The 17,807-nt window shown below is 67.4% G+C and carries 18 protein-coding genes; 1 reads left to right on the top strand and 17 read right to left on the bottom strand.

The window, feature by feature from the left end; genetic code table 11:
• From gmk to pyrR, 8 genes are all read right to left on the bottom strand, one after another.
• Complete coding sequence (gene gmk, locus HB677_RS05665) at positions 1 to 903, bottom strand: guanylate kinase (protein ID WP_213814708.1); 903 nt, start codon at positions 901 to 903, stop codon at positions 1 to 3.
• Complete coding sequence (gene pyrF / locus HB677_RS05660) at positions 900 to 1,763, bottom strand: orotidine-5'-phosphate decarboxylase (RefSeq protein ID WP_307852495.1); 864 nt, start codon at positions 1,761 to 1,763, stop codon at positions 900 to 902. Before pyrF ends, gmk begins: the two co-directional genes overlap by 4 nt.
• Positions 1,760 to 5,053, bottom strand: coding sequence for a carbamoyl-phosphate synthase large subunit (gene carB, locus HB677_RS05655; RefSeq protein WP_213814707.1), 3,294 nt, complete (start codon positions 5,051 to 5,053; stop codon positions 1,760 to 1,762). Before carB ends, pyrF begins: the two co-directional genes overlap by 4 nt.
• Positions 5,053 to 6,222, bottom strand: coding sequence for a glutamine-hydrolyzing carbamoyl-phosphate synthase small subunit (carA, locus tag HB677_RS05650; RefSeq protein WP_307852494.1), 1,170 nt, complete (start codon positions 6,220 to 6,222; stop codon positions 5,053 to 5,055). Before carA ends, carB begins: the two co-directional genes overlap by 1 nt.
• Positions 6,222 to 6,701 carry a hypothetical protein gene (locus HB677_RS18305; RefSeq protein ID WP_255546247.1) on the bottom strand — a complete coding sequence of 160 codons (480 nt, stop codon included), beginning with the start codon at positions 6,699 to 6,701 and terminating at the stop codon, positions 6,222 to 6,224. The genes carA and HB677_RS18305 overlap by 1 nt, the downstream gene beginning before the upstream one ends.
• A gap of 10 nt (positions 6,702 to 6,711) precedes the next feature.
• Entirely contained in the window at positions 6,712 to 8,037 is a 1,326-nt protein-coding gene (locus HB677_RS05645; protein ID WP_213814705.1) for a dihydroorotase, read from the bottom strand.
• A gap of 61 nt (positions 8,038 to 8,098) precedes the next feature.
• Positions 8,099 to 9,046: an aspartate carbamoyltransferase catalytic subunit gene (locus HB677_RS05640; RefSeq protein WP_213814704.1), complete on the bottom strand. Its 948-nt coding sequence runs from the start codon at positions 9,044 to 9,046 to the stop codon at positions 8,099 to 8,101.
• Complete coding sequence (pyrR, locus tag HB677_RS05635) at positions 9,043 to 9,573, bottom strand: bifunctional pyr operon transcriptional regulator/uracil phosphoribosyltransferase PyrR (RefSeq protein ID WP_213814703.1); 531 nt, start codon at positions 9,571 to 9,573, stop codon at positions 9,043 to 9,045. Before pyrR ends, HB677_RS05640 begins: the two co-directional genes overlap by 4 nt.
• A gap of 134 nt (positions 9,574 to 9,707) precedes the next feature.
• Between pyrR and HB677_RS05630 the strand changes: the two genes are divergently transcribed.
• Positions 9,708 to 10,232 (top strand): hypothetical protein, encoded by a 525-nt coding sequence (locus tag HB677_RS05630; RefSeq protein WP_213814702.1) that lies wholly within the window; start codon positions 9,708 to 9,710, stop codon positions 10,230 to 10,232.
• Between the two features lie 74 nt (positions 10,233 to 10,306).
• Here HB677_RS05630 and nusB read toward each other — a convergent pair whose 3' ends face one another.
• From nusB to mltG, 9 genes are all read right to left on the bottom strand, one after another.
• The gene (nusB, locus tag HB677_RS05625; protein WP_213814701.1) at positions 10,307 to 10,720 is read right to left on the bottom strand and encodes a transcription antitermination factor NusB; all 414 of its coding nucleotides are present in this window, start codon (positions 10,718 to 10,720) and stop codon (positions 10,307 to 10,309) included.
• Positions 10,720 to 11,280: an elongation factor P gene (gene efp / locus HB677_RS05620; protein WP_213814700.1), complete on the bottom strand. Its 561-nt coding sequence runs from the start codon at positions 11,278 to 11,280 to the stop codon at positions 10,720 to 10,722. The genes nusB and efp overlap by 1 nt, the downstream gene beginning before the upstream one ends.
• A gap of 80 nt (positions 11,281 to 11,360) precedes the next feature.
• Positions 11,361 to 11,801 (bottom strand): type II 3-dehydroquinate dehydratase, encoded by a 441-nt coding sequence (locus tag HB677_RS05615; RefSeq protein WP_213814699.1) that lies wholly within the window; start codon positions 11,799 to 11,801, stop codon positions 11,361 to 11,363.
• A 52-nt stretch (positions 11,802 to 11,853) separates the two neighbouring features.
• Complete coding sequence (locus HB677_RS05610) at positions 11,854 to 12,330, bottom strand: VOC family protein (protein ID WP_213814698.1); 477 nt, start codon at positions 12,328 to 12,330, stop codon at positions 11,854 to 11,856.
• 133 nt (positions 12,331 to 12,463) lie between these two features.
• Complete coding sequence (gene aroB, locus HB677_RS05605; protein ID WP_213814697.1) at positions 12,464 to 13,564, bottom strand: 3-dehydroquinate synthase; 1,101 nt, start codon at positions 13,562 to 13,564, stop codon at positions 12,464 to 12,466.
• Entirely contained in the window at positions 13,561 to 14,112 is a 552-nt protein-coding gene (locus tag HB677_RS05600) for a shikimate kinase (protein ID WP_213814696.1), read from the bottom strand. The genes aroB and HB677_RS05600 overlap by 4 nt, the downstream gene beginning before the upstream one ends.
• Positions 14,105 to 15,313: a chorismate synthase gene (aroC, locus tag HB677_RS05595; protein ID WP_213814695.1), complete on the bottom strand. Its 1,209-nt coding sequence runs from the start codon at positions 15,311 to 15,313 to the stop codon at positions 14,105 to 14,107. Before aroC ends, HB677_RS05600 begins: the two co-directional genes overlap by 8 nt.
• A gap of 22 nt (positions 15,314 to 15,335) precedes the next feature.
• Positions 15,336 to 16,190 (bottom strand): shikimate dehydrogenase, encoded by an 855-nt coding sequence (locus HB677_RS05590; protein ID WP_213814694.1) that lies wholly within the window; start codon positions 16,188 to 16,190, stop codon positions 15,336 to 15,338.
• Positions 16,187 to 17,806 carry an endolytic transglycosylase MltG gene (gene mltG, locus HB677_RS18775; protein WP_213814693.1) on the bottom strand — a complete coding sequence of 540 codons (1,620 nt, stop codon included), beginning with the start codon at positions 17,804 to 17,806 and terminating at the stop codon, positions 16,187 to 16,189. Before mltG ends, HB677_RS05590 begins: the two co-directional genes overlap by 4 nt.
• Between the last annotated feature and the right edge of the window lies 1 nt (position 17,807).

The following is a 17,807-nucleotide window of genomic DNA, read 5'->3' as shown; positions in this document are numbered from 1 at the left end:
TCAGCCGACGGCTGTGGGCACCGTCGTCAATTCTACGACTTCTTGAGCCGCAGTGGCGACGTCACTGTTCACAACCTTGTAATCGAACTCATCCTGCGCCGCCAATTCGACGCGAGCGGTCTCGAGTCTGCGGGTCTGTTCGGCGGCGGATTCGGTGCCACGACCGATGAGCCGGCGAACGAGTTCCTCCCAGGTCGGCGGCAGCAGGAAGACGAGAACTGCCTCCGGCATTGCCTGGCGCACGAGACGCGCGCCCTGCAAGTCGATCTCGAGCATGACGCGGCGACCGGCGGCAAGGGCCGCGTCGATCGGAGGACGGGGCGTTCCGTAGCGGTAGGAATTGTGAACGATAGCCCACTCGAGCAGCTCGTTCTGCTCGATCATGCGGTCGAACTCCTCGTCGGAGACGAAGTAGTAGTGCACACCGTCGATCTCCCCCGGGCGCGGCGACCGGGTGGTGGCCGACACACTGAGGTGAATGTCCGGGTAGTTCTCGCGAATGTACGCGGAGACCGTGCCCTTGCCGACGGCGGTGGGACCGGCAAGCACGACGAGCCGACGCTGTTCCACGCCACCCTCGCGCTGCACGAGGTAGCTGCGGAGCTTCGCGCGCTGACGCACGCCCAGGCCGCCGACCCGCTTGGACTCGGCGATGTCGAGTTGGGCCATCACGCGGGCGACGCGGGTGGGGCCGAGCGTCGGGACACTGGTCAGCAGCTCACGCACGCGCAGGCTCGCCTCGGGCGAGGCGGCATCCGCCCAGCCGACGGCGAGAACGTCGGATGCGGTGCGTTCCTTGCTGGCGACGGCGTTCTTGACGGCCGCGCGCGCCCGGCGGGCGGCGATGGCCGCCCGGGAGGCGGCAACGCGGTCGACCTCCGGAGGTGTTGGTCGGGGGCTCATGCGGCGAACACCGCCGCGAGCTCGCGCGCCTGCACAGTGACCTGGTCGGCGATCCCGTAGGGACCCGCCTCCAGGATGGCGCGCGAGGAGCTCACCACGACATTGCCGGCGGCGGAGCCGTAGACCCTGTGCAGCGCATCGAACCCGATGCCCTGGTGCCCGAATCCGGGAGCGAGAATCGGCGTCACCGCGAGGTCCTCGTCGGTGATTCCGTAGTCGGACAGCCGAACGGTCGCACCGATCACCACGCCGATCGATCCAAGGGGGGCGGCGTTCCAGCTGTTCACCCCAGTAACGATACCGGCGGAGACGGATGCTCCCGTCAGTTCTCCCCGGGTGATGGTCGCGGTCTGCAGCGCCACCGATTCGGGGTTGGAGGTCGCTGTCAGCACGAACAGGCCCTTTCCGACCCGGGCGGCGAGTTCCGCGGGCTGTGTGAGCGAGCCGACTCCCTGAAAGGCACTCACCGTCATGGCATCCGCCTCGAGCGGGCTGCCCGGCGTCAGCCAGGCCTGGCCGTACGCCTCGACGCTCGTGCCCAGGTCGCCGCGCTTCGCATCGGCGATCACGAGGAGGCCGGCTGCGCGAGCCTCCCTGAGCACGTCCTCCAGCGCCGCGAATCCCGCGGATCCGTGACGCTCGTAGAAGGCGACCTGCGGTTTGACAATCCCGGCACGGCCGGCGGTGGCTTCGACCACGCGGAGCCCGAACTCGCGGACACCGGCGGCCGAGTTATCCAGCCCCCAGTCCGTCAGGAGGTACGAGTGCGGGTCGATTCCGACACAGAGGTGCCCGGCGGACGCGAACGTCTGCTGCAGCCTCTGCCCAAAACTCGGCACCGCCACCGGCGAGCCGCTCACAGGCGTGCCGCCCGGTCGAGGGCGTAGTCCTGCAGGCTGCGGACGTCGAAGCCGTGCTGCGTCGCTTCGATGGATGCCACGGCCGCCGCCACCTGCGCGATGGTGGTGAACAGCGGCTTGTCCGCCGCGACCGTCGCCGTGCGGATCTCGAAGCCATCGGCGCGCGCGGAGCGGCCGGACGGGGTGTTGATCACGACGTCCACCTCGCCGGCGTTGATGAGGTCGACGATGGACGGCTCCCCCACCTCCGAGGTCTGGCCCTGGTCGTACTTACGCACGACGCGGGCGGCGATGCCATTGCGCCCGAGGATCTCGGCGGTTCCCTCGGTGGCGAGCAGGGTGAAGCCGAGCTGCTGGAGACGGAGCATGGGAAGGATGACCGCGCGCTTGTCGCGATCGGCGACCGAGACGAACACGGCGCCGGAGGACGGAAGCCCGCCGTAGGCAGCTTCCTGGCTCTTGGCAAAGGCGCGCGGGAAGTTGGAGTCGATGCCCATGACCTCGCCGGTGGACCGCATCTCCGGGCCGAGCACCGAGTCGACGACCTGCCCCTCCTTGGTGCGGAAACGCTTGAACGGGAGGACGGCTTCCTTGACCGCGACGGGCGAGTCGATCGGCACGACGGAGCCGTCCTGCACGGGCAGCAGGCCGCTGTCGATCAGGTCGCGGATGGAGCGGTGGACCATGATGAGCGACGCGGCCTTGGCCAGCGGGATTCCCAGTGCCTTGGAGACGAACGGCACCGTGCGGGAGGCGCGGGGGTTGGCCTCGAGCACGTAGAGCACGCCCTGGCCGATGGCGAACTGCACGTTGAGCAGTCCGCGCACACCGATGCCCTTCGCGATGCCGAGGGTGGCCTCGCGCACGCGGTTGATGACGTCGCGACCGAGGGTAACGGGCGGGAGCGTGCACGCAGAGTCACCCGAGTGAACGCCTGCCTCCTCGATGTGCTCCATGATGCCGCCGATGTAGAGGTCGGTGCCGTCGAAGAGCGCGTCGACGTCGATCTCGATGGCGTCATCGAGGAAACGGTCGACGAGCAGCGGGGAGCCGGGCGCGATGATCGCCTGGTCCTTGACGCGATCGAAGTAGTCGAGCATCGTCTCGGTGTCGTAGACGATCTCCATGCCGCGACCGCCGAGTACGTGCGACGGGCGCACGAGCACGGGGTAGCCGATGTCTTCCGCGATGGTGACGGCCTCGGAGACATCCGTCGCCGTCCCGTTCTTGGGCGCAAGCAGCCCGGCGTCCGCGAGGATCTTCGAGAACAGCCCGCGTTCCTCGGCGAGGTCGATGGCCTCGGGCGAGGTGCCGAGGATGGGGACCCCGGCGTCCTTCAGGCCCTGGGCGAGCCCGAGTGCCGTCTGGCCGCCGAGCTGCACGACGACGCCGACGAGCTCGCCGCTGCCGCTCTCGGCGTGGATGATCTCCAGCACGTCCTCGAGGGTGAGCGGCTCGAAGTACAGCCGGTCGCTGGTGTCGTAGTCGGTCGAGACCGTCTCCGGGTTGCAGTTGATCATGATGGTCTCGAAGCCGGCGTCGGACAGCGCGAAGGACGCGTGCACGCAGCTGTAGTCGAACTCGATGCCCTGGCCGATGCGGTTGGGGCCGGAGCCGAGGATGATCACCTTGCGGCGGTCGCTGGGGGCGACCTCGGTTTCGAGGTCGTAGCTCGAGTAGTGGTACGGGGTCAGCGCGGGGAATTCCCCGGCGCAGGTGTCGACGGTCTTGAACACCGGACGAACACCGGCGGCCCAGCGGATGCTCCGGACCTCCGCCTCGGGAAGCGACCGCAGTTCGCCGATCTGGGCGTCGCTGAAGCCGTGGTCCTTGGCGTACCGGAAGAGGTCCTCGTCGAGCGCGGGGGCCGCAGCGATCTCGGCGGCCACCTCGTTGATGAGGATGATCTGGTCGATAAACCAGGGATCGATCTTGGTCGACTCGAACACCTCTTCGTTCGTTGCCCCGGCGCGCAACGCCTGCTGGACGGTGACGATGCGGCCGTCGGTGGGCACCGACGCGATGGCGAGCAGCTCGGCCTTGTCGCCGACCTCGCCGTTCCAGTGGAAGCTGCTGCCGCGCTTCTCGAGCGAGCGGAGTGCCTTCTGCAGCGCGGTCGAGAAGTTGCGGCCGATAGCCATGGCCTCGCCGACGGACTTCATGGTCGTGGTCAGCGTCGCGTCTGCGGAGGGGAACTTCTCAAACGCGAAGCGGGGAACCTTGACGACCACGTAGTCGAGCGTCGGCTCGAAGCTCGCGGGAGTCACCTTGGTAATGTCGTTCGGAATCTCGTCGAGTCGGTAGCCGATGGCGAGCTTCGCGGCGATCTTCGCAATGGGGAATCCCGTTGCCTTCGACGCGAGGGCGGACGAACGCGAGACGCGCGGGTTCATCTCGATGACGATGACGCGACCGTCGGCCGGGTCGATCGCGAACTGGATGTTGCAGCCACCGGTGTCGACGCCGACGGCGCGGATGATGTCGATGCCGATGTCGCGCAGGTTCTGGTACTCGCGGTCGGTCAGCGTCAGCGCGGGCGCGACGGTGATCGAGTCACCCGTGTGCACGCCGACGGGGTCGACGTTTTCGATCGAACACACGACGACGGTGTTGTCGGCCGTGTCGCGCATGAGCTCGAGCTCGTATTCCTTCCACCCGAGGATTGACTCCTCGAGCAGCACCTCGGTGGTGGGGCTCTGGTGCAGGCCATCGGTGACGATGCGCACGAGCTCCTCCACGGTGTACGCGAATCCCGATCCGAGGCCGCCCATGGTGAAGGACGGGCGCACCACCAGCGGGTAGCCGAGGTCCTCGGCGTAGCTGATGGCCTCCTCGACGGTGTGGGCAATGTAGCTGCGGGCGACGCCGGCTCCGGCATCCAGCACCAACTGCTTGAAGATCTGGCGATCCTCGCCCTTGTTGATCGCCTCAAAGTTGGCGCCGATGAGCTCGACGTTGTACTTCTCGAGAATCCCGTGGTTGTGGAGGTCGATCGCGGCGTTGAGCGCGGTCTGGCCACCGAGGGTCGGCAAAATCGCGTCGGGCTTCTCCTTGGCGATGATGGTCTCGATGACCTGCCAGGTGATCGGCTCGATGTACGTGGCGTCCGCGAAGTCGGGGTCGGTCATGATCGTTGCCGGGTTCGAGTTGACGAGGATGACGCGCACGCCCTCCTCGCGCAGCACGCGGCAGGCCTGGGTACCTGAGTAGTCGAACTCGGCCGCCTGGCCGATCACGATCGGGCCCGATCCGATGACCAGAACGGAATTGATATCGTCGCGCTTCGGCATTACTTGCTGTCCTTGTCCGTGGTGCGTGCCTGGTTTGCGAGCACCATGTCGCGGAACCGGTCGAAGAGATAGTTGCTGTCGTGGGGTCCGGCCGCGGCCTCGGGGTGGTACTGCACCGAGAAGGCGGGGATGTCGAGGGCGTTCAGACCCTCCACGACGTTGTCGTTGAGGTTGACGTGGCTGACCTCGACGAGGCCGAACCCGGCGGGAGACTCGGTGGGCTCCCCCAGCGGTGCGTCGACGGCGAAACCGTGGTTGTGGCTGGTGATCTCGGTGCGTCCCGATGTCACGTCAACGACAGGCTGGTTGATGCCGCGGTGGCCGAACGGCAGCTTGTAGGTGCCGTAGCCGAGCGCGCGTCCGAGCAGCTGGTTGCCGAAGCAGATACCGAAGAACGGGAGACCCTCGCGCAGCACCGACTGCAACAGTTCGACATGGCGGTCGGATGCCCCGGGGTCGCCGGGTCCGTTCGAGAAGAACACCGCGCTGGGCTGGGTTGCCAGCAGTTCCTCGAAGGTGATGGTCTGCGGCACGACGTTGACGTCGAAGCCGCGGGCCGACAGGTAGTTGAGGGTGGAGTTCTTCACTCCGAGGTCGAGGACGGCAACGGAACCGATCCGGTCGCCCTCGGCGGGAATTGTGTAGGCGACGGCCGTGGACACGGTGCCGGAGAGGTTCTGTCCGGTCATCGTTGCGGAGTCACGGATGAGCGCCAGCTGGTCGGCCTCGGGCAGCGAGGCATCCGCCCCGGAGAAAATCCCCGCGCGCATCACGCCCGCGTCCCGCAGACGGCGGGTGACGGCACGCGTGTCGATTCCGCTGATGCCTACGATTCCGTCGGTGACCAGCTGGTCGTCGAGGCTCGCGGTGGCGCGGTAGTTGGAGACGACGCGGGAGGGATCGCGCACGACGTAGCCGGAGACCCAGATGCGGGCCGATTCCGGGTCTTCCTCGTTCACGCCCGTGTTGCCGATGTGTGGGGCTGTCTGCACCACAATCTGGCCGGCGTAGCTCGGGTCGGTGAGCGTCTCCTGGTATCCGGTCATGCCGGTGGCGAAGACCGCTTCGCCAAAGGTGCGTCCGCGGGCGCCATAGGCACGTCCCGTGTAGCGTGTGCCGTCCTCCAGCACCAGTACGGCGCGGGTATCAGCTGCAGTGTCGAGGGCCACTAGGCCTTCCTTCCATTCGTAACGGGCAACAGTGAGTTCAGCGCGGTGATCAGCGGCTGAGACTCGGCAAGGCGGAGGTAGCTGTCCACGGGCGTGTGCCCGAGGTTCCAGCCCACGCGCACGAGTCCTCCGGACTCGACGACGCGATCGATGGTGAGGTTCGCGGTTCCCACGGAGCGGAGGGCGTCCCGCGGGATGAAGACGTCGGCGCCACCGTCGAGGGACAGGACGACGCCGGTCTCGGCCACCGTGACGACGGCGGTGGCCCGGAAGCCGAGGCCGCGGACGGCGATGCGGTTGAGCGGTTCGTCGACCACGGTGGTGGAGACGTACAGCAGGTCGAAGGTGCCGAGCACCTCGCCGAGCTGGGCGGGAACGCTCTCCGGGGCGGCGATGGATGCCTGGCGTCGCTTGCGGGCGCGCCATCCGGTGTACATCAGGAGGAACAGCACCAGCAGGAAGACGATGACGATCGTCATGAGGGTGGGTCTATCCACGGTGCACCCGCGCGCTTTCCGCGACAGTCGGTGCGTCGAGGAGTTCTCCGTCGAGCACTGTCGCATATCCATTGTGAATCGTGGCCATGACGCGGCCCGGCAGGGTGCGCTCGAGGTAGGGCGAGTTGACGCCCTTGCCGTGCAGGTGTTCGGTGCCGAAGACGCGGCTGGCACTGGCGTCATACAGGGTAAAGTTCGCGGGGCTGCCCACGACGAAGGCCGCGTCGTAGCCCGACAGCCGTCCGATCTCGGCGGGCTTGGAGGACAGTACCCGGGCGACATCGGACCAGTCGAGCTGGCCGGACGCGACAACAGAGGCGTGCACGACGCTGAGGGCCGATTCGAGCCCGACCATGCCGTTGGCCGCCTCGTCCCAGGCGCACTCCTTTGCCTCGACCGGATGCGGCGCGTGATCGGTCGCGATGATGTCGATGGTGCCGTCCGCGAGACCCTCGCGCAGCGCCATCACATCCTCCGTGCGGCGCAGTGGCGGGTTTACCTTGTACCGGGAGTCGTAGGTACGCACGAGGTCCTCGGTGAGCAACAGGTGGTGCGGCGTGACCTCGGCGGTGACCGCGATGCCGCGTGCCTTGGCCCAGCGGATGACGTCCACCGAGCCGGCGGTCGACACGTGGCAGACGTGCAGGCGCGCACCGACATGCTGTGCGAGCAACACGTCGCGGGCGATGATGGATTCCTCGGCGACCGCGGGCCACCCGGCGAGCCCGAGTTCGCCGGACAACGCGCCCTCGTTCATCTGTGCGCCGAGGGTGAGGCGCGGGTCCTGGGCGTGCTGGGCGATGACGCCGTCGAAGGTCTTCACGTACTCGAGCGCCCGGCGCATGAGGAGCGAGTCGTGCACGCAGCTGCCGTCGTCCGAGAACACCCGCACCTGCGCGCGGGACTGGGCCATGGCGCCGATCTCGCTGAGCTGTTCACCCTTCAGGCCCATGGTGACGGCGCCGATGGGGCGCACAGTCACGTACCCGGCACGAACACCGAGGGACGCTACCTGCTCGACCACCCCGGCGGTATCGGAGACGGGAGACGTGTTGGCCATCGCGAAGACGGAGGTGAATCCGCCGATCGCGGCGGCGCGGGAGCCGGTCAGCACCGTTTCGCTCTGTTCGAACCCCGGTTCGCGCAGGTGCGTGTGCAGGTCGACGAGGCCGGGAAGAGCGGTGAGCCCCGCGGCGTCGATGACGGTGGCGCCGGACTGGGAGAGGGACGAGCCTGTCTCGGCGATCACGCCGTTGTCGACGAGCAGGTCGGTGGTGGTTCCGTCGGGAAGCGTTGCCCCGGTGATTAGGTACGTCATATCAATCCTCGCTGGAGTGCGTGCTCGCTCGTCTGGCCCTGGTGTGCGGTTCGTGTCCGCGTCATAGTTCTGCCGAGCCGGACAGCAGCAGGTACAGCACAGCCATCCGCACCGAGACCCCATTGGCGACCTGTTCGAGAACCGTCGACCGACTCGAATCCGCGGCGTTCGCCGAGATTTCCAGCCCGCGATTCATGGGTCCCGGGTGCATGACCATGGTATCCGGGCGCAGGCGGGCGAGGCGTTCGTCCCCGAGCCCCCACTGGCGTGAATACTCGCGCGCGTTCGGGAAGAATGCCGCGTGCATGCGCTCCGCCTGGATGCGCAACATCATCACCACATCGGGATCGGCATCGACCGCGTCATCCAGGTCGAATCCGGCGGTCACCGGCCAGGTGCTGATGTCTGCGGGCAGCAACGTTGCCGGAGCGACGAGGCGCACCGTCGCGCCGAGGGTGTCGAGCAGCCAGACATTGGAGCGGGCGACCCGGCTGTGCAGGATGTCGCCGACGATCGTGACCGTCAGTCCGTCGAGGCTCTTGCCGCGCGAGGCGGCACCGTGCAGACGTCGGCGCATCGTGAACGCGTCGAGCAGTGCCTGGGTGGGGTGTTCGTGCGTGCCATCTCCGGCGTTCAGCACGGCGGCATCGATCCAGCCGCTCGTCGCCAGCGTCTGGGGAGCACCGGATGACGCGTGCCGGATGACAACCGCGTCGGCTCCCACCGCCGCGAGGGTCTGCGCGGTGTCCTTGAGGCTCTCGCCCTTGGACACGCTCGATCCCTTCGCACTGAAGTTGACGAGGTCGGCGCTGAGGCGCTTCGCGGCGAGCTCGAACGACGTGCGCGTGCGCGTGGAGTCTTCGAAGAACAGGTTGATGACAGTCTTGCCGCGCAGGGTCGGCAGCTTCTTGACCTCGCGGTTCGCGACATCCGCCATGTCCTCGGCGACATCGAGAATCTGGATGGCCTCGTCCCGGCTCAGGTCACGGGTGGACAGCAGGTGTCTCATGATTCGATCGTCACCTCCTCGATGCCGTCGATCTCGGTCAGGCGCACGCGAATGCGCTCGTCGGCCGAGGTGGGGAGGTTCTTGCCGACGAAGTCCGCTCGGATTGGAAGTTCACGGTGGCCCCGGTCCACCAGGACCGCGAGGCGCACGGCACGCGGTCGCCCGTGGTCGCCGAGCGCGTCGAGGGCCGCGCGGATCGTGCGCCCCGAGTACAACACGTCATCGACCAGCACGACGGTGGTGCCGTCGATTCCGCCGGCGGGGATGTGGGTGCGTGCGGGTGCGCGCGTGGGCTGCCCGGCGAGGTCATCGCGGTACATGGTGACGTCGAGTTCGCCGACGCGGCCCGACCCCGGCTCGATTGACTCGAGGATGGCGCCGATGCGATGGGCAAGCGCTACCCCGCGGGTCGGGATGCCCAGGATGATGAGGTTTTCACCTCCGCGATTGGACTCCAGGATCTCATGGGAGATCCGAGTCAACGCTCGCGTGATGTCAGCGGGCTGCAAAACGGTGCGTGCAGTCAATCTGACCTCCTTCCCCGCCTCTCTGGACGGAATTTAAAGGATGCCTAAGTTAGGTACGGGGCAAGCTTAGCGTGCCGACGCTCCGGGAATGCCCGCTGGTCACCCGGCAATCCTGCACACGCTAACGTCACGGTATGAGTTTCCGTCGTGCCGGCCGCGTGGCCGGAGATTTCGCTGTCGATTCCGCCGGATACCGCTGGTGGCTCCTCCACCCGGCTCTCCCCGCGCCCCGCCTCGTCGAATCCGCCGGGGACACCGTGATTCACGCGCGCGACGAACGGGACGAATTCCGCGCCCTCGACCGGGCGGCCCAGCACGACCTGCTCGACCGGCTGTGGACGCGCGTCGTCGACTGGGCGGGAACGCAGGGTCTCAGCGGGGCGAGCGCCGAAGCGATGGACACCCCGGGCTTCGCGCGGCTCACGCAACTCGGGTTCGACCTGCGCGACGTACGCACGTACCCGGACGGCCCGTCGTTCCGCGCCGGCTCCCGGATGGTGGACGGGGATGCCACGTCCGCCGCACTCCGCGGCGCGTTCGACATCGACGCGGTCTATCTCTGCGCCTTCTCCGCCACGCGGGATCTCGTGGTCGTGTACGACTCGACGTGGGACGCGATCCTGGTCAGCGCGGTGGCAGCTCCGACCGAGCTGCTCTGACGCGGAGCATCCGCCCCTCACACACAACAATGGCCCCCACCGATCGGTGGGGGCCATTGCGCGTGAAAATGGTGCTAGGCGGAGATCTGCGCGATCCTGCCGAGGAGTCCGTTGACGAAGCCGGCGGAGTCCTCGGTGCTCAGCACTGTCGCTGACTCCACTGCCTCGGAAATCGCCACACCGTCGGGGATCTCCGGGTTGTGCAGGAGTTCCCAGATGCCGATGCGGATGATCGCGCGGTCGACGGCGGGCATACGGTCGAGCGTCCAGCCCTGCGCGTAGGTCTCGATCATTTCGTCGATCTCGTCGCCGTGGGCGACAACGCCCTCCACGATCTGCTTGGCATAGCTCCACGAGTTTTCGCGGCGCGGGTCCGCCAGGTGACGGTTCTCCTCCGCGAGCAGCACAACGTTGATCGCTTCGCCGCGCACGTCGGCGCCGTAAAGAACGTCGAGGGCGCGCTTACGCGCCTTGCTCCGGGCGCTCACTAGGAAACGCGGCCGAGGTAGCTGCCGTCACGGGTGTCGACCTTGACCTTGGTGCCCTGCTCGAGGAACAGGGGAACCTGGATCTGGTAGCCGGTCTCGACGGTGGCGGGCTTGGTGCCGCCGGTGGAGCGGTCGCCCTGCAGACCCGGCTCGGTGTAGGTGATCTCGAGGATCACGGACGCGGGAAGCTCGACGTACAGCGGGTCACCGTTGTGCAGCGCGAGGGTGACGTTCTGGTTCTCCAGCATGAAGTTTGCGGCATCGCCGACCTGCGCCTCGGTGAGGCTGATCTGGTCGTAGTCCGAGACGTTCATGAACACGTAGGCATCGAGGTCCTTGTACAGGTACTGGAACTCGCTGCGGTCAACGACCTCGGTCTCGATCTTGGCGCCAGCGTTGAACGTGCGGTCGACGACCTTGCCGGTCATGACGTTCTTGACCTTGGTGCGCACGAAAGCGCCACCCTTGCCGGGCTTCACGTGCTGGAAGTCGATGACGGTCCAGAGCTGGCCGTCCATGTTGAGAACGACGCCGTTCTTGATATCGCTGGTGGAGGCCATGCTATTCAGTTCCATTTCGTGGGGGTTTGCGAGCGCGATTGCGCGGCCCGTACTCAACAGGCACCGTCGAGTGTACTTGCCTACGGGGCGATGCGCCCAATAGCCCAGAGGGCGAGCACGTACGAGTCGAACCCAAAACCCGCGATAACTCCGGTAGCGATGCCCGAAATAACGCTCGTGTGGCGGAATTCCTCCCGGGCGTGTGGATTGGAGATATGCACCTCAATGAGCGTGCCGCCACTCTTGGTGACGAGCGCCGCGGCATCCCGAAGCGCGTACGAGTAGTGGGTGAACGCGGCGGGGTTCAGGATCACGGGAGTCGCGCTGTCGACAGCACCGTGCAGCCAGTGGATCATCTCGGCCTCGTCATCGGTCTGACGCAAATCGATGGTGTAGCCCTCGCCGGCCTCGGCCTGGAGCAGGGCGCGCAGGGCTGCCATGTCCTGATGGCCGTACACATCGGGTTCGCGGCTGCCAAGGCGGCCGAGGTTGGGTCCGTTCAAAACCAGCACTGTAGTCACAGTCGCCCAGCCTATAGATACAGATGCGTGAGGGACGACGGATGACCCGCCGTCAGGCGCCGTCGTGGGCGCGCTGCAGCCCGGCGATGTCCAGCTTGGTCATCTGCAGCATCGCCTGCATGGTGCGGCCGGCCTTCTCGGGGTCCGGATCGCTCATCAGCTCACCGAGGATCGGCGGCACGATCTGCCAGGACAGGCCGAACGGGTCCGTGAGCCAGCCGCACTGGCCGGGTTGCCCGCCATTCGCGGTGAGCTGTTCCCAGAGGGAGTCGATCTCGTCCTGGGTGTCCGCGCGGACGGACAGGGAGATCGCTTCGGTGAACGGGTGCCCAGGTCCCCCGTTCAGCAGGATGATCTCCTGCCCATCGATCTCGATGGTCGCGGTGAGGATCGAGCCGGGCGTCCCGGGGCCCGCCTCCCCGTAGTGCGCCACGTTGGTCACCCGGGCGGCGGGAAAGACCGCCGTGTACAGCTCGACCGCGTTCTCGACGTTGTCGTCGAACCAGAGGAATGGGGTGATCGTGTTCACGGGTGATCCCTTCGATCTGCGTCGTTGCAATCCGGTCAATCCACGCTACCCGCGCACCGGTGCGCGGCGAAAGCCGCACGGGCCGCACAGACCCGGCCCCGGCTCGCGACCGCGCGAGCTGGCCCGTCAGGCGTCAGTCGCCGATCTCCTGGTAGGCAAGGAAGAGCAGTGACTCGTCCGGACCGGTCAGCACCGATGGCTTGGCGATGTCATCCAGCACGATGAAGCGCAGCATGCCTGCCCTCGTCTTCTTGTCGCGCTGCATGGTGGCGAGCAGCGTCTTCCAGCGACCGACCGGGTAGGTGGTCGGCAGGGTGAGGGATTCGAGGATGCGTCGCTGCCGATCCACCGCGGCGTCGCTGAGCGACCCCGTGAGTCGCGACAGTTCCGCGGCAAACATCATGCCGACGGACACCGCCGCTCCGTGGCGCCAGGAGTAGCGCTCCGCGTGCTCTATGGCGTGCCCGAGGGTGTGGCCGTAGTTGAGCATCTCGCGCAGGCCGGCCTCCTTGAAGTCCTCCCCCACGACCCGGGCCTTCATTGCGATGGCCAGTTCGATGAGGCGACGGAACTCGGGGGTCGTCGGATCGGTGGCGCGGTCGACGTCGGCCTCGTAGATGTCGAGGATCTCGGGCTCGGCGATGAAACCGGCCTTCACGATCTCGGCGGAGCCGGCGAGAATCTCGTTCTTGCCGAGGGAGTCGAGCATGTCGAGGTCAACGAGCACGGCGGAGGGCGCGTAGAAGGCACCCACGAGGTTCTTGCCCTCGGCGGTGTTGATGCCGGTCTTGCCTCCGATGGCCGCGTCAACCATTCCGAGTACGGTGGTGGGCACCTGCACGAGCGGTACTCCCCGCAGCCAGGTGGCTGCGACGAATCCCGCGAGGTCGGTGGTCGCTCCTCCGCCGAGACCGACGACGACGTCGGTGCGGGTGAAATCTGTCTGCCCCATGACCTGCCAGCAGAACGCGGCGACCTCGACGCGCTTTGCCGCTTCGGCGTCGGGGACCTCGGCCAGCAGCACCTCATACCGGTCGACGAGCGACTCGCGCATCGCGGCCGCCTGCGCGCCCAGGGTGGGCGCGTGCACGATCAACACCTTGGTCGCCTTCGTGCCGATCTGCTCCGCGATGCCGGCGACGAGACCGCGCCCGATGGTGATGTCGTACGGGTCCGCGCCGGTGACGGTGATGACGGTGTTCTCCGTCGCGCCCGGTGCTGTTGTCTCTGTCACTGCGCTGTTCCCGTTTCGTCTGATGTCGGTGCCGCACTGTCGGTGGCGTCGGTTTCGCGGACCCACTGCACGATCTCGTCGGCAATCTTGTCGAGTGGCCGGTGGGAGGTGTCGAAACTGCGGGTCGCCAGGGATTCGTAGATCGCCGTGCGGGCGCCAACCAGCGTCTTCCACGACTCGATACCGCTGACCAGCGGTCGCTTGCCGGAGTTGATCCGCGCCTCGACGGCCTCGGGTGTCACGGTCAACAGCACGACCCGGTGCCCGGCAAGGTCGCGCTGCGTGTCTGCATCGAGCACGGCGCCGCCGCCCAGGGCAACGACGGCAGTTTCCGTGAGTGCCTCGGCAACTGTCATCCGCTCGAGTGCCCGAAAGTGCGGTTCGCCGTGGTCGGCGAAGATCTCGGAGATGACGCCGTGGCGGGCAACAATGCGCTTGTCGGTATCGACGAACGGCGCCCCGAGGAGCTTGGCCACGCGCTTACCCAGACGGGTCTTGCCGGCTCCCGGTGCGCCGATCAGGACGATGACCGGACGCCCGTCAGCCACGGTCGTCGGCCGCCCGCGCCGTGGCGAGGTTGCTCGGAATGGCGGCGAGGTAGCCCGCGAGGTTGCGCGCGGTCTCCCCGATGGAGTCACCGCCGAACTTCTCGAGCACCGAGTTGGCGAGCACGAGGGCGACCATGGCTTCGGCGACGACCCCAGCTGCCGGCACGGCGCACACGTCGGAACGCTGGTGCTGGGCCTCGGCAGCCTCTCCGGTGGCGACGTTCACGGTACGCAACGCGTGGGGAACCGTCGCGATGGGCTTCATGCCCGCGCGCACGCGCAGAACGGTACCGGTGCTCATTCCACCCTCGGTACCGCCAGCCTTGTCGGACAGCCGTGAGATGGTCTCGCCGTCGGTCACGAGCTCGTCGTGTGCCTCGGATCCACGGCGGGTGGTGGTGAGGAAGCCGTCGCCGACCTCGACACCCTTGATCGCCTGGATGCCCATGAGCGCCGCGGCCAGCTGGGAGTCGAGGCGACGGTCCCAGTGCACGTACGACCCGAGTCCCGGGGGCACGCCGTAGGCGAGCACCTCAACGACACCGCCCAGGGTGTCGCCGTCCTCGTGAGCTTTGTCGACCTCGGCAACCATGAGGGCGGATGTCGCGGGGTCGAAGCAGCGCAGCGGGTCGGCGTCGAGGGTGTCCACGTCGCTCGGGGCGGGAAGGGTCGATCCCTCGGGAACCCGCACGGGGCCGATGGACAGGGTGTGACTGACCAGCGTGATCCCGAGCTCGCCGAGGAACGCCCGCGCGACGGCACCGAGGGCGACGCGCGCGGCGGTCTCGCGGGCGCTGGCGCGCTCGAGCACATTCCGCGACTCCTCGAAGTCATACTTCTGCATGCCGACGAGGTCGGCGTGGCCGGGGCGTGGACGGGTAAGGGCGGCGCCGCGACCCTTGGGAAGGGTCTCGAGGTCAACGGGCGATGCGCTCATGACATCGACCCAGCGGGGCCATTCGGTGTTGCCGATCCGCAGGGCGACCGGGCTCCCCATGGTGAGGCCGAAGCGCACACCACCGGAGATGTTCAATTCGTCTTCCTCGAACTTCATGCGTGCCCCGCGACCATAACCGAGCTTGCGGCGGGCGAGATCAGCGCGGATCTGATCGAGGCTCACGGGCACGCCCGCGGGCATCCCCTCAATGATGGCCACCAATTCGGGGCCGTGGGATTCACCTGCGGTCAACCAACGAAGCATGTTCAGAATTCTCCCACAGCGGTCACAGGCCGACGGCCGCGAACATCGCCGCGAGCACCACGGGCTCCTTGTCGAGCGCGGACGCGGGGTTACCGCCGACGAAGATCCGCACCTGGGCGAGCGCCTGCAGAACGAGCATGTCGAGACCCCCGATGACGGCTCCGCCCGCGGCATTCCACTCGCTCGCCAGTGCCGACGGCCACGGGTGGTAGGCCACATCGAGGAGCACGGCGGTCGAGCGGGTGTCCTCCGGGAAGACGATGCCTGTCTCGACGCCGTTGGGGATGGTGCTGATGACCGCGTCCGGACGCTTGGCGGCGGTCGGTGCATCCGCCAGCGAACCAATGATCACCGTGACACCGGCAGCCTTCCCGACATCGAGCAGTCCGGTCGCCTTGTCGGGGGTGCGCACCGACACGTGCACGGTGTGCGCGCCGAGCTGGCCGGCGGCGACGATCGCCGAGGCGGCGGTGGCGCCCCCACCGAGGATCTGCACGATCCCCAGCTTCGTGGTGCCCTGACGCCGGAACGCCTCGGTGATGCCGAAGACGTCGGTGTTGAAGCCGTGGAGGTAGCGCTTGTTGCCATCCCCACGGAAGAGCACGGTGTTGGCCGACCCTGTCGTCTGCACCAGCAGGTCGCGGCGGTCGAGCAGGGCAAGGATGTCGCGCTTGAGCGGCATCGTCAGGGACAGGCCGCGCCACGCGTCATCCCGCGACTCGACAAAGTCGGCGAGCGTGTCGTCGGTGACCTCGACGGCGCTGTACTGCCAGTCGAGACCGAGAACTCCGTAAGCCGCCAGCTGCAGGGCCGGGGATTTCGAGTGGGCGATAGGCGAACCCAGCACCGCAAGGCGCCTGGCGGGTGCGGAACTCAATTGTCGAAGTCCGGGTGGGCAGCGAGCCAACTCTGCCACTGCGCCACCGCCGCTTCATGCTGCGCGAGGGTTGTGGAGAACTTCGTCTCCCCGGTGTCGCCATTCACAAGCACGAAGTAGAGCCAATCTCCCGCTACGGGATGCAGTGCCGCGTCGATCGCGTCGTCGCCGGGAGCCGAGATCGGCCCCACCGGCAGTCCGAGGTGCACATAGGTGTTGTACGGGTTGGAGGCGTCCGCCCGTTCGGCGTCGGTGGTGCTGATGGAGGTACCGCCCGAGCCGTAGCTCACGGTGGCGTCCGACTGCAGCAGCATCTTCTGGTCGAGACGGTTCTGGAAGACGCGCGCCACCTTGTAGAAGTCCTTGGTGCTGCCGCCCTCCTTCTGGATGAGCGCGGCCATCGTCAGTACGCGCAGGCGGTCCTTCGGCGCGACGCCGGCCGCATCGAGTGACTCGTACATGCGGTCGACCATGCGCGTGAGGATCTGCTTCGCGGTCGAGCCGGGCTCGAAGGTGTACGTCGCCGGGAAGAGGAATCCCTCCGCGCTGGGGGCGTTGGCAGGAACCCCGAGCGAGACGTAATCCTTGGCAGCAGCGGTGAAGTCGGCAAGCGGCACACCCGTGCCCTTCGACAGGCGCTTGAGCGTATTGGTGATCGTGGTGCCCTCGGGGATGAGCACGTTAGAGACCACGAGGTTCTTGGGATCCAGAAGCGCGGTGAGGGCGGATGCCGCGCTCTGATGCTTCTGGAGCTTGTAGGTGCCCGGCTGGAAGACGGGCTGCTCACTCTTGGCGAGCAGGAGGTTGTAGAACGCCTCCTTCGTCATGGTGACACCCGCGGCGTGCAGGGACTCCGCGATGGTTTCGCCGACGTCTCCGGAGACGACGGTCACCGTGGTGTCCTGGCCGTTGCCGGTACCGGTGTAGTCGATCGGCAGTTCAATATTGAGAACCTTGCGGATCGGGCCTTCGAAGTTGGCCCAGGCATACGCCGCGGTTCCGCCGGCCGCACCGAAGACGACCAACAGCACCACGAGCCAGATCCAGCCGCGACGCCGGCGACGCTTCACGTCACCGCGGTCGCGCTTCGACGTTCTCGGAGGCTTCGGTGGTTTCGCGCTCCTGGTCGGCTTTGCGTTCTTGGGAGCAGCGACGTCGCGCACGGGCTCCTGACGGGCGGCCTGTTTCGGGATGCGTCCGGTCTCGGCGGCCGTGAGACGCGCTTCGCTCTCCCGCAACTGTCGGCGCGTGGGCTGCGCCGCAACCACGGGGGTAGCCGGAATCGGTGAAGCGTCGGTCACGGGCGCGGCGCTCGTGGGCAGGTCCGCGGGAACCGGGGCGGCCGGCTGCGTCGACGCTGCCGGAACGGCGTCCACCGGAGCGGCGGAGGCGTGTCCTGTCGGGGGCGGGGACGCCGCGGGCGTGGTGGCTGCGGTTGCCGCGGGAGTGATGGGGTCGTCAGCGGGCGGCGTCAGTGCCGAGGCGGGCGCGGGGGGCTGCCGCAGCGGCCAGACACCGTCATCGGTCGGCTTCGGCGCGACGGGACGCTGGGTCTCCCGGGGTGCTGGACGGGTGGCCTCGCCAAAGAGGTCTTCCCAGGTGGGCTCGTCTGCCACG

It is taken from the genome of Glaciihabitans sp. dw_435, assembly GCF_018449675.1.
Classification (GTDB): domain Bacteria; phylum Actinomycetota; class Actinomycetes; order Actinomycetales; family Microbacteriaceae; genus Glaciihabitans.
This window is presented reverse-complemented; position numbering and strand designations above follow the sequence as displayed.

Coding starts and splice junctions, on each gene's coding strand:
- gmk (WP_213814708.1), bottom strand. CDS start 903: ATGAGCCCCCGACCAACACCTCCGGAGGTCGACCGCGTTGCCGCCTCC.
- carB (WP_213814707.1), bottom strand. CDS start 5,053: ATGCCGAAGCGCGACGATATCAATTCCGTTCTGGTCATCGGATCGGGC.
- HB677_RS18305 (WP_255546247.1), bottom strand. CDS start 6,701: ATGACGATCGTCATCGTCTTCCTGCTGGTGCTGTTCCTCCTGATGTAC.
- HB677_RS05645 (WP_213814705.1), bottom strand. CDS start 8,037: ATGACGTACCTAATCACCGGGGCAACGCTTCCCGACGGAACCACCACC.
- HB677_RS05640 (WP_213814704.1), bottom strand. CDS start 9,046: ATGAGACACCTGCTGTCCACCCGTGACCTGAGCCGGGACGAGGCCATC.
- HB677_RS05630 (WP_213814702.1), top strand. CDS start 9,708: ATGAGTTTCCGTCGTGCCGGCCGCGTGGCCGGAGATTTCGCTGTCGAT.
- efp (WP_213814700.1), bottom strand. CDS start 11,280: ATGGCCTCCACCAGCGATATCAAGAACGGCGTCGTTCTCAACATGGAC.
- aroC (WP_213814695.1), bottom strand. CDS start 15,313: ATGCTTCGTTGGTTGACCGCAGGTGAATCCCACGGCCCCGAATTGGTG.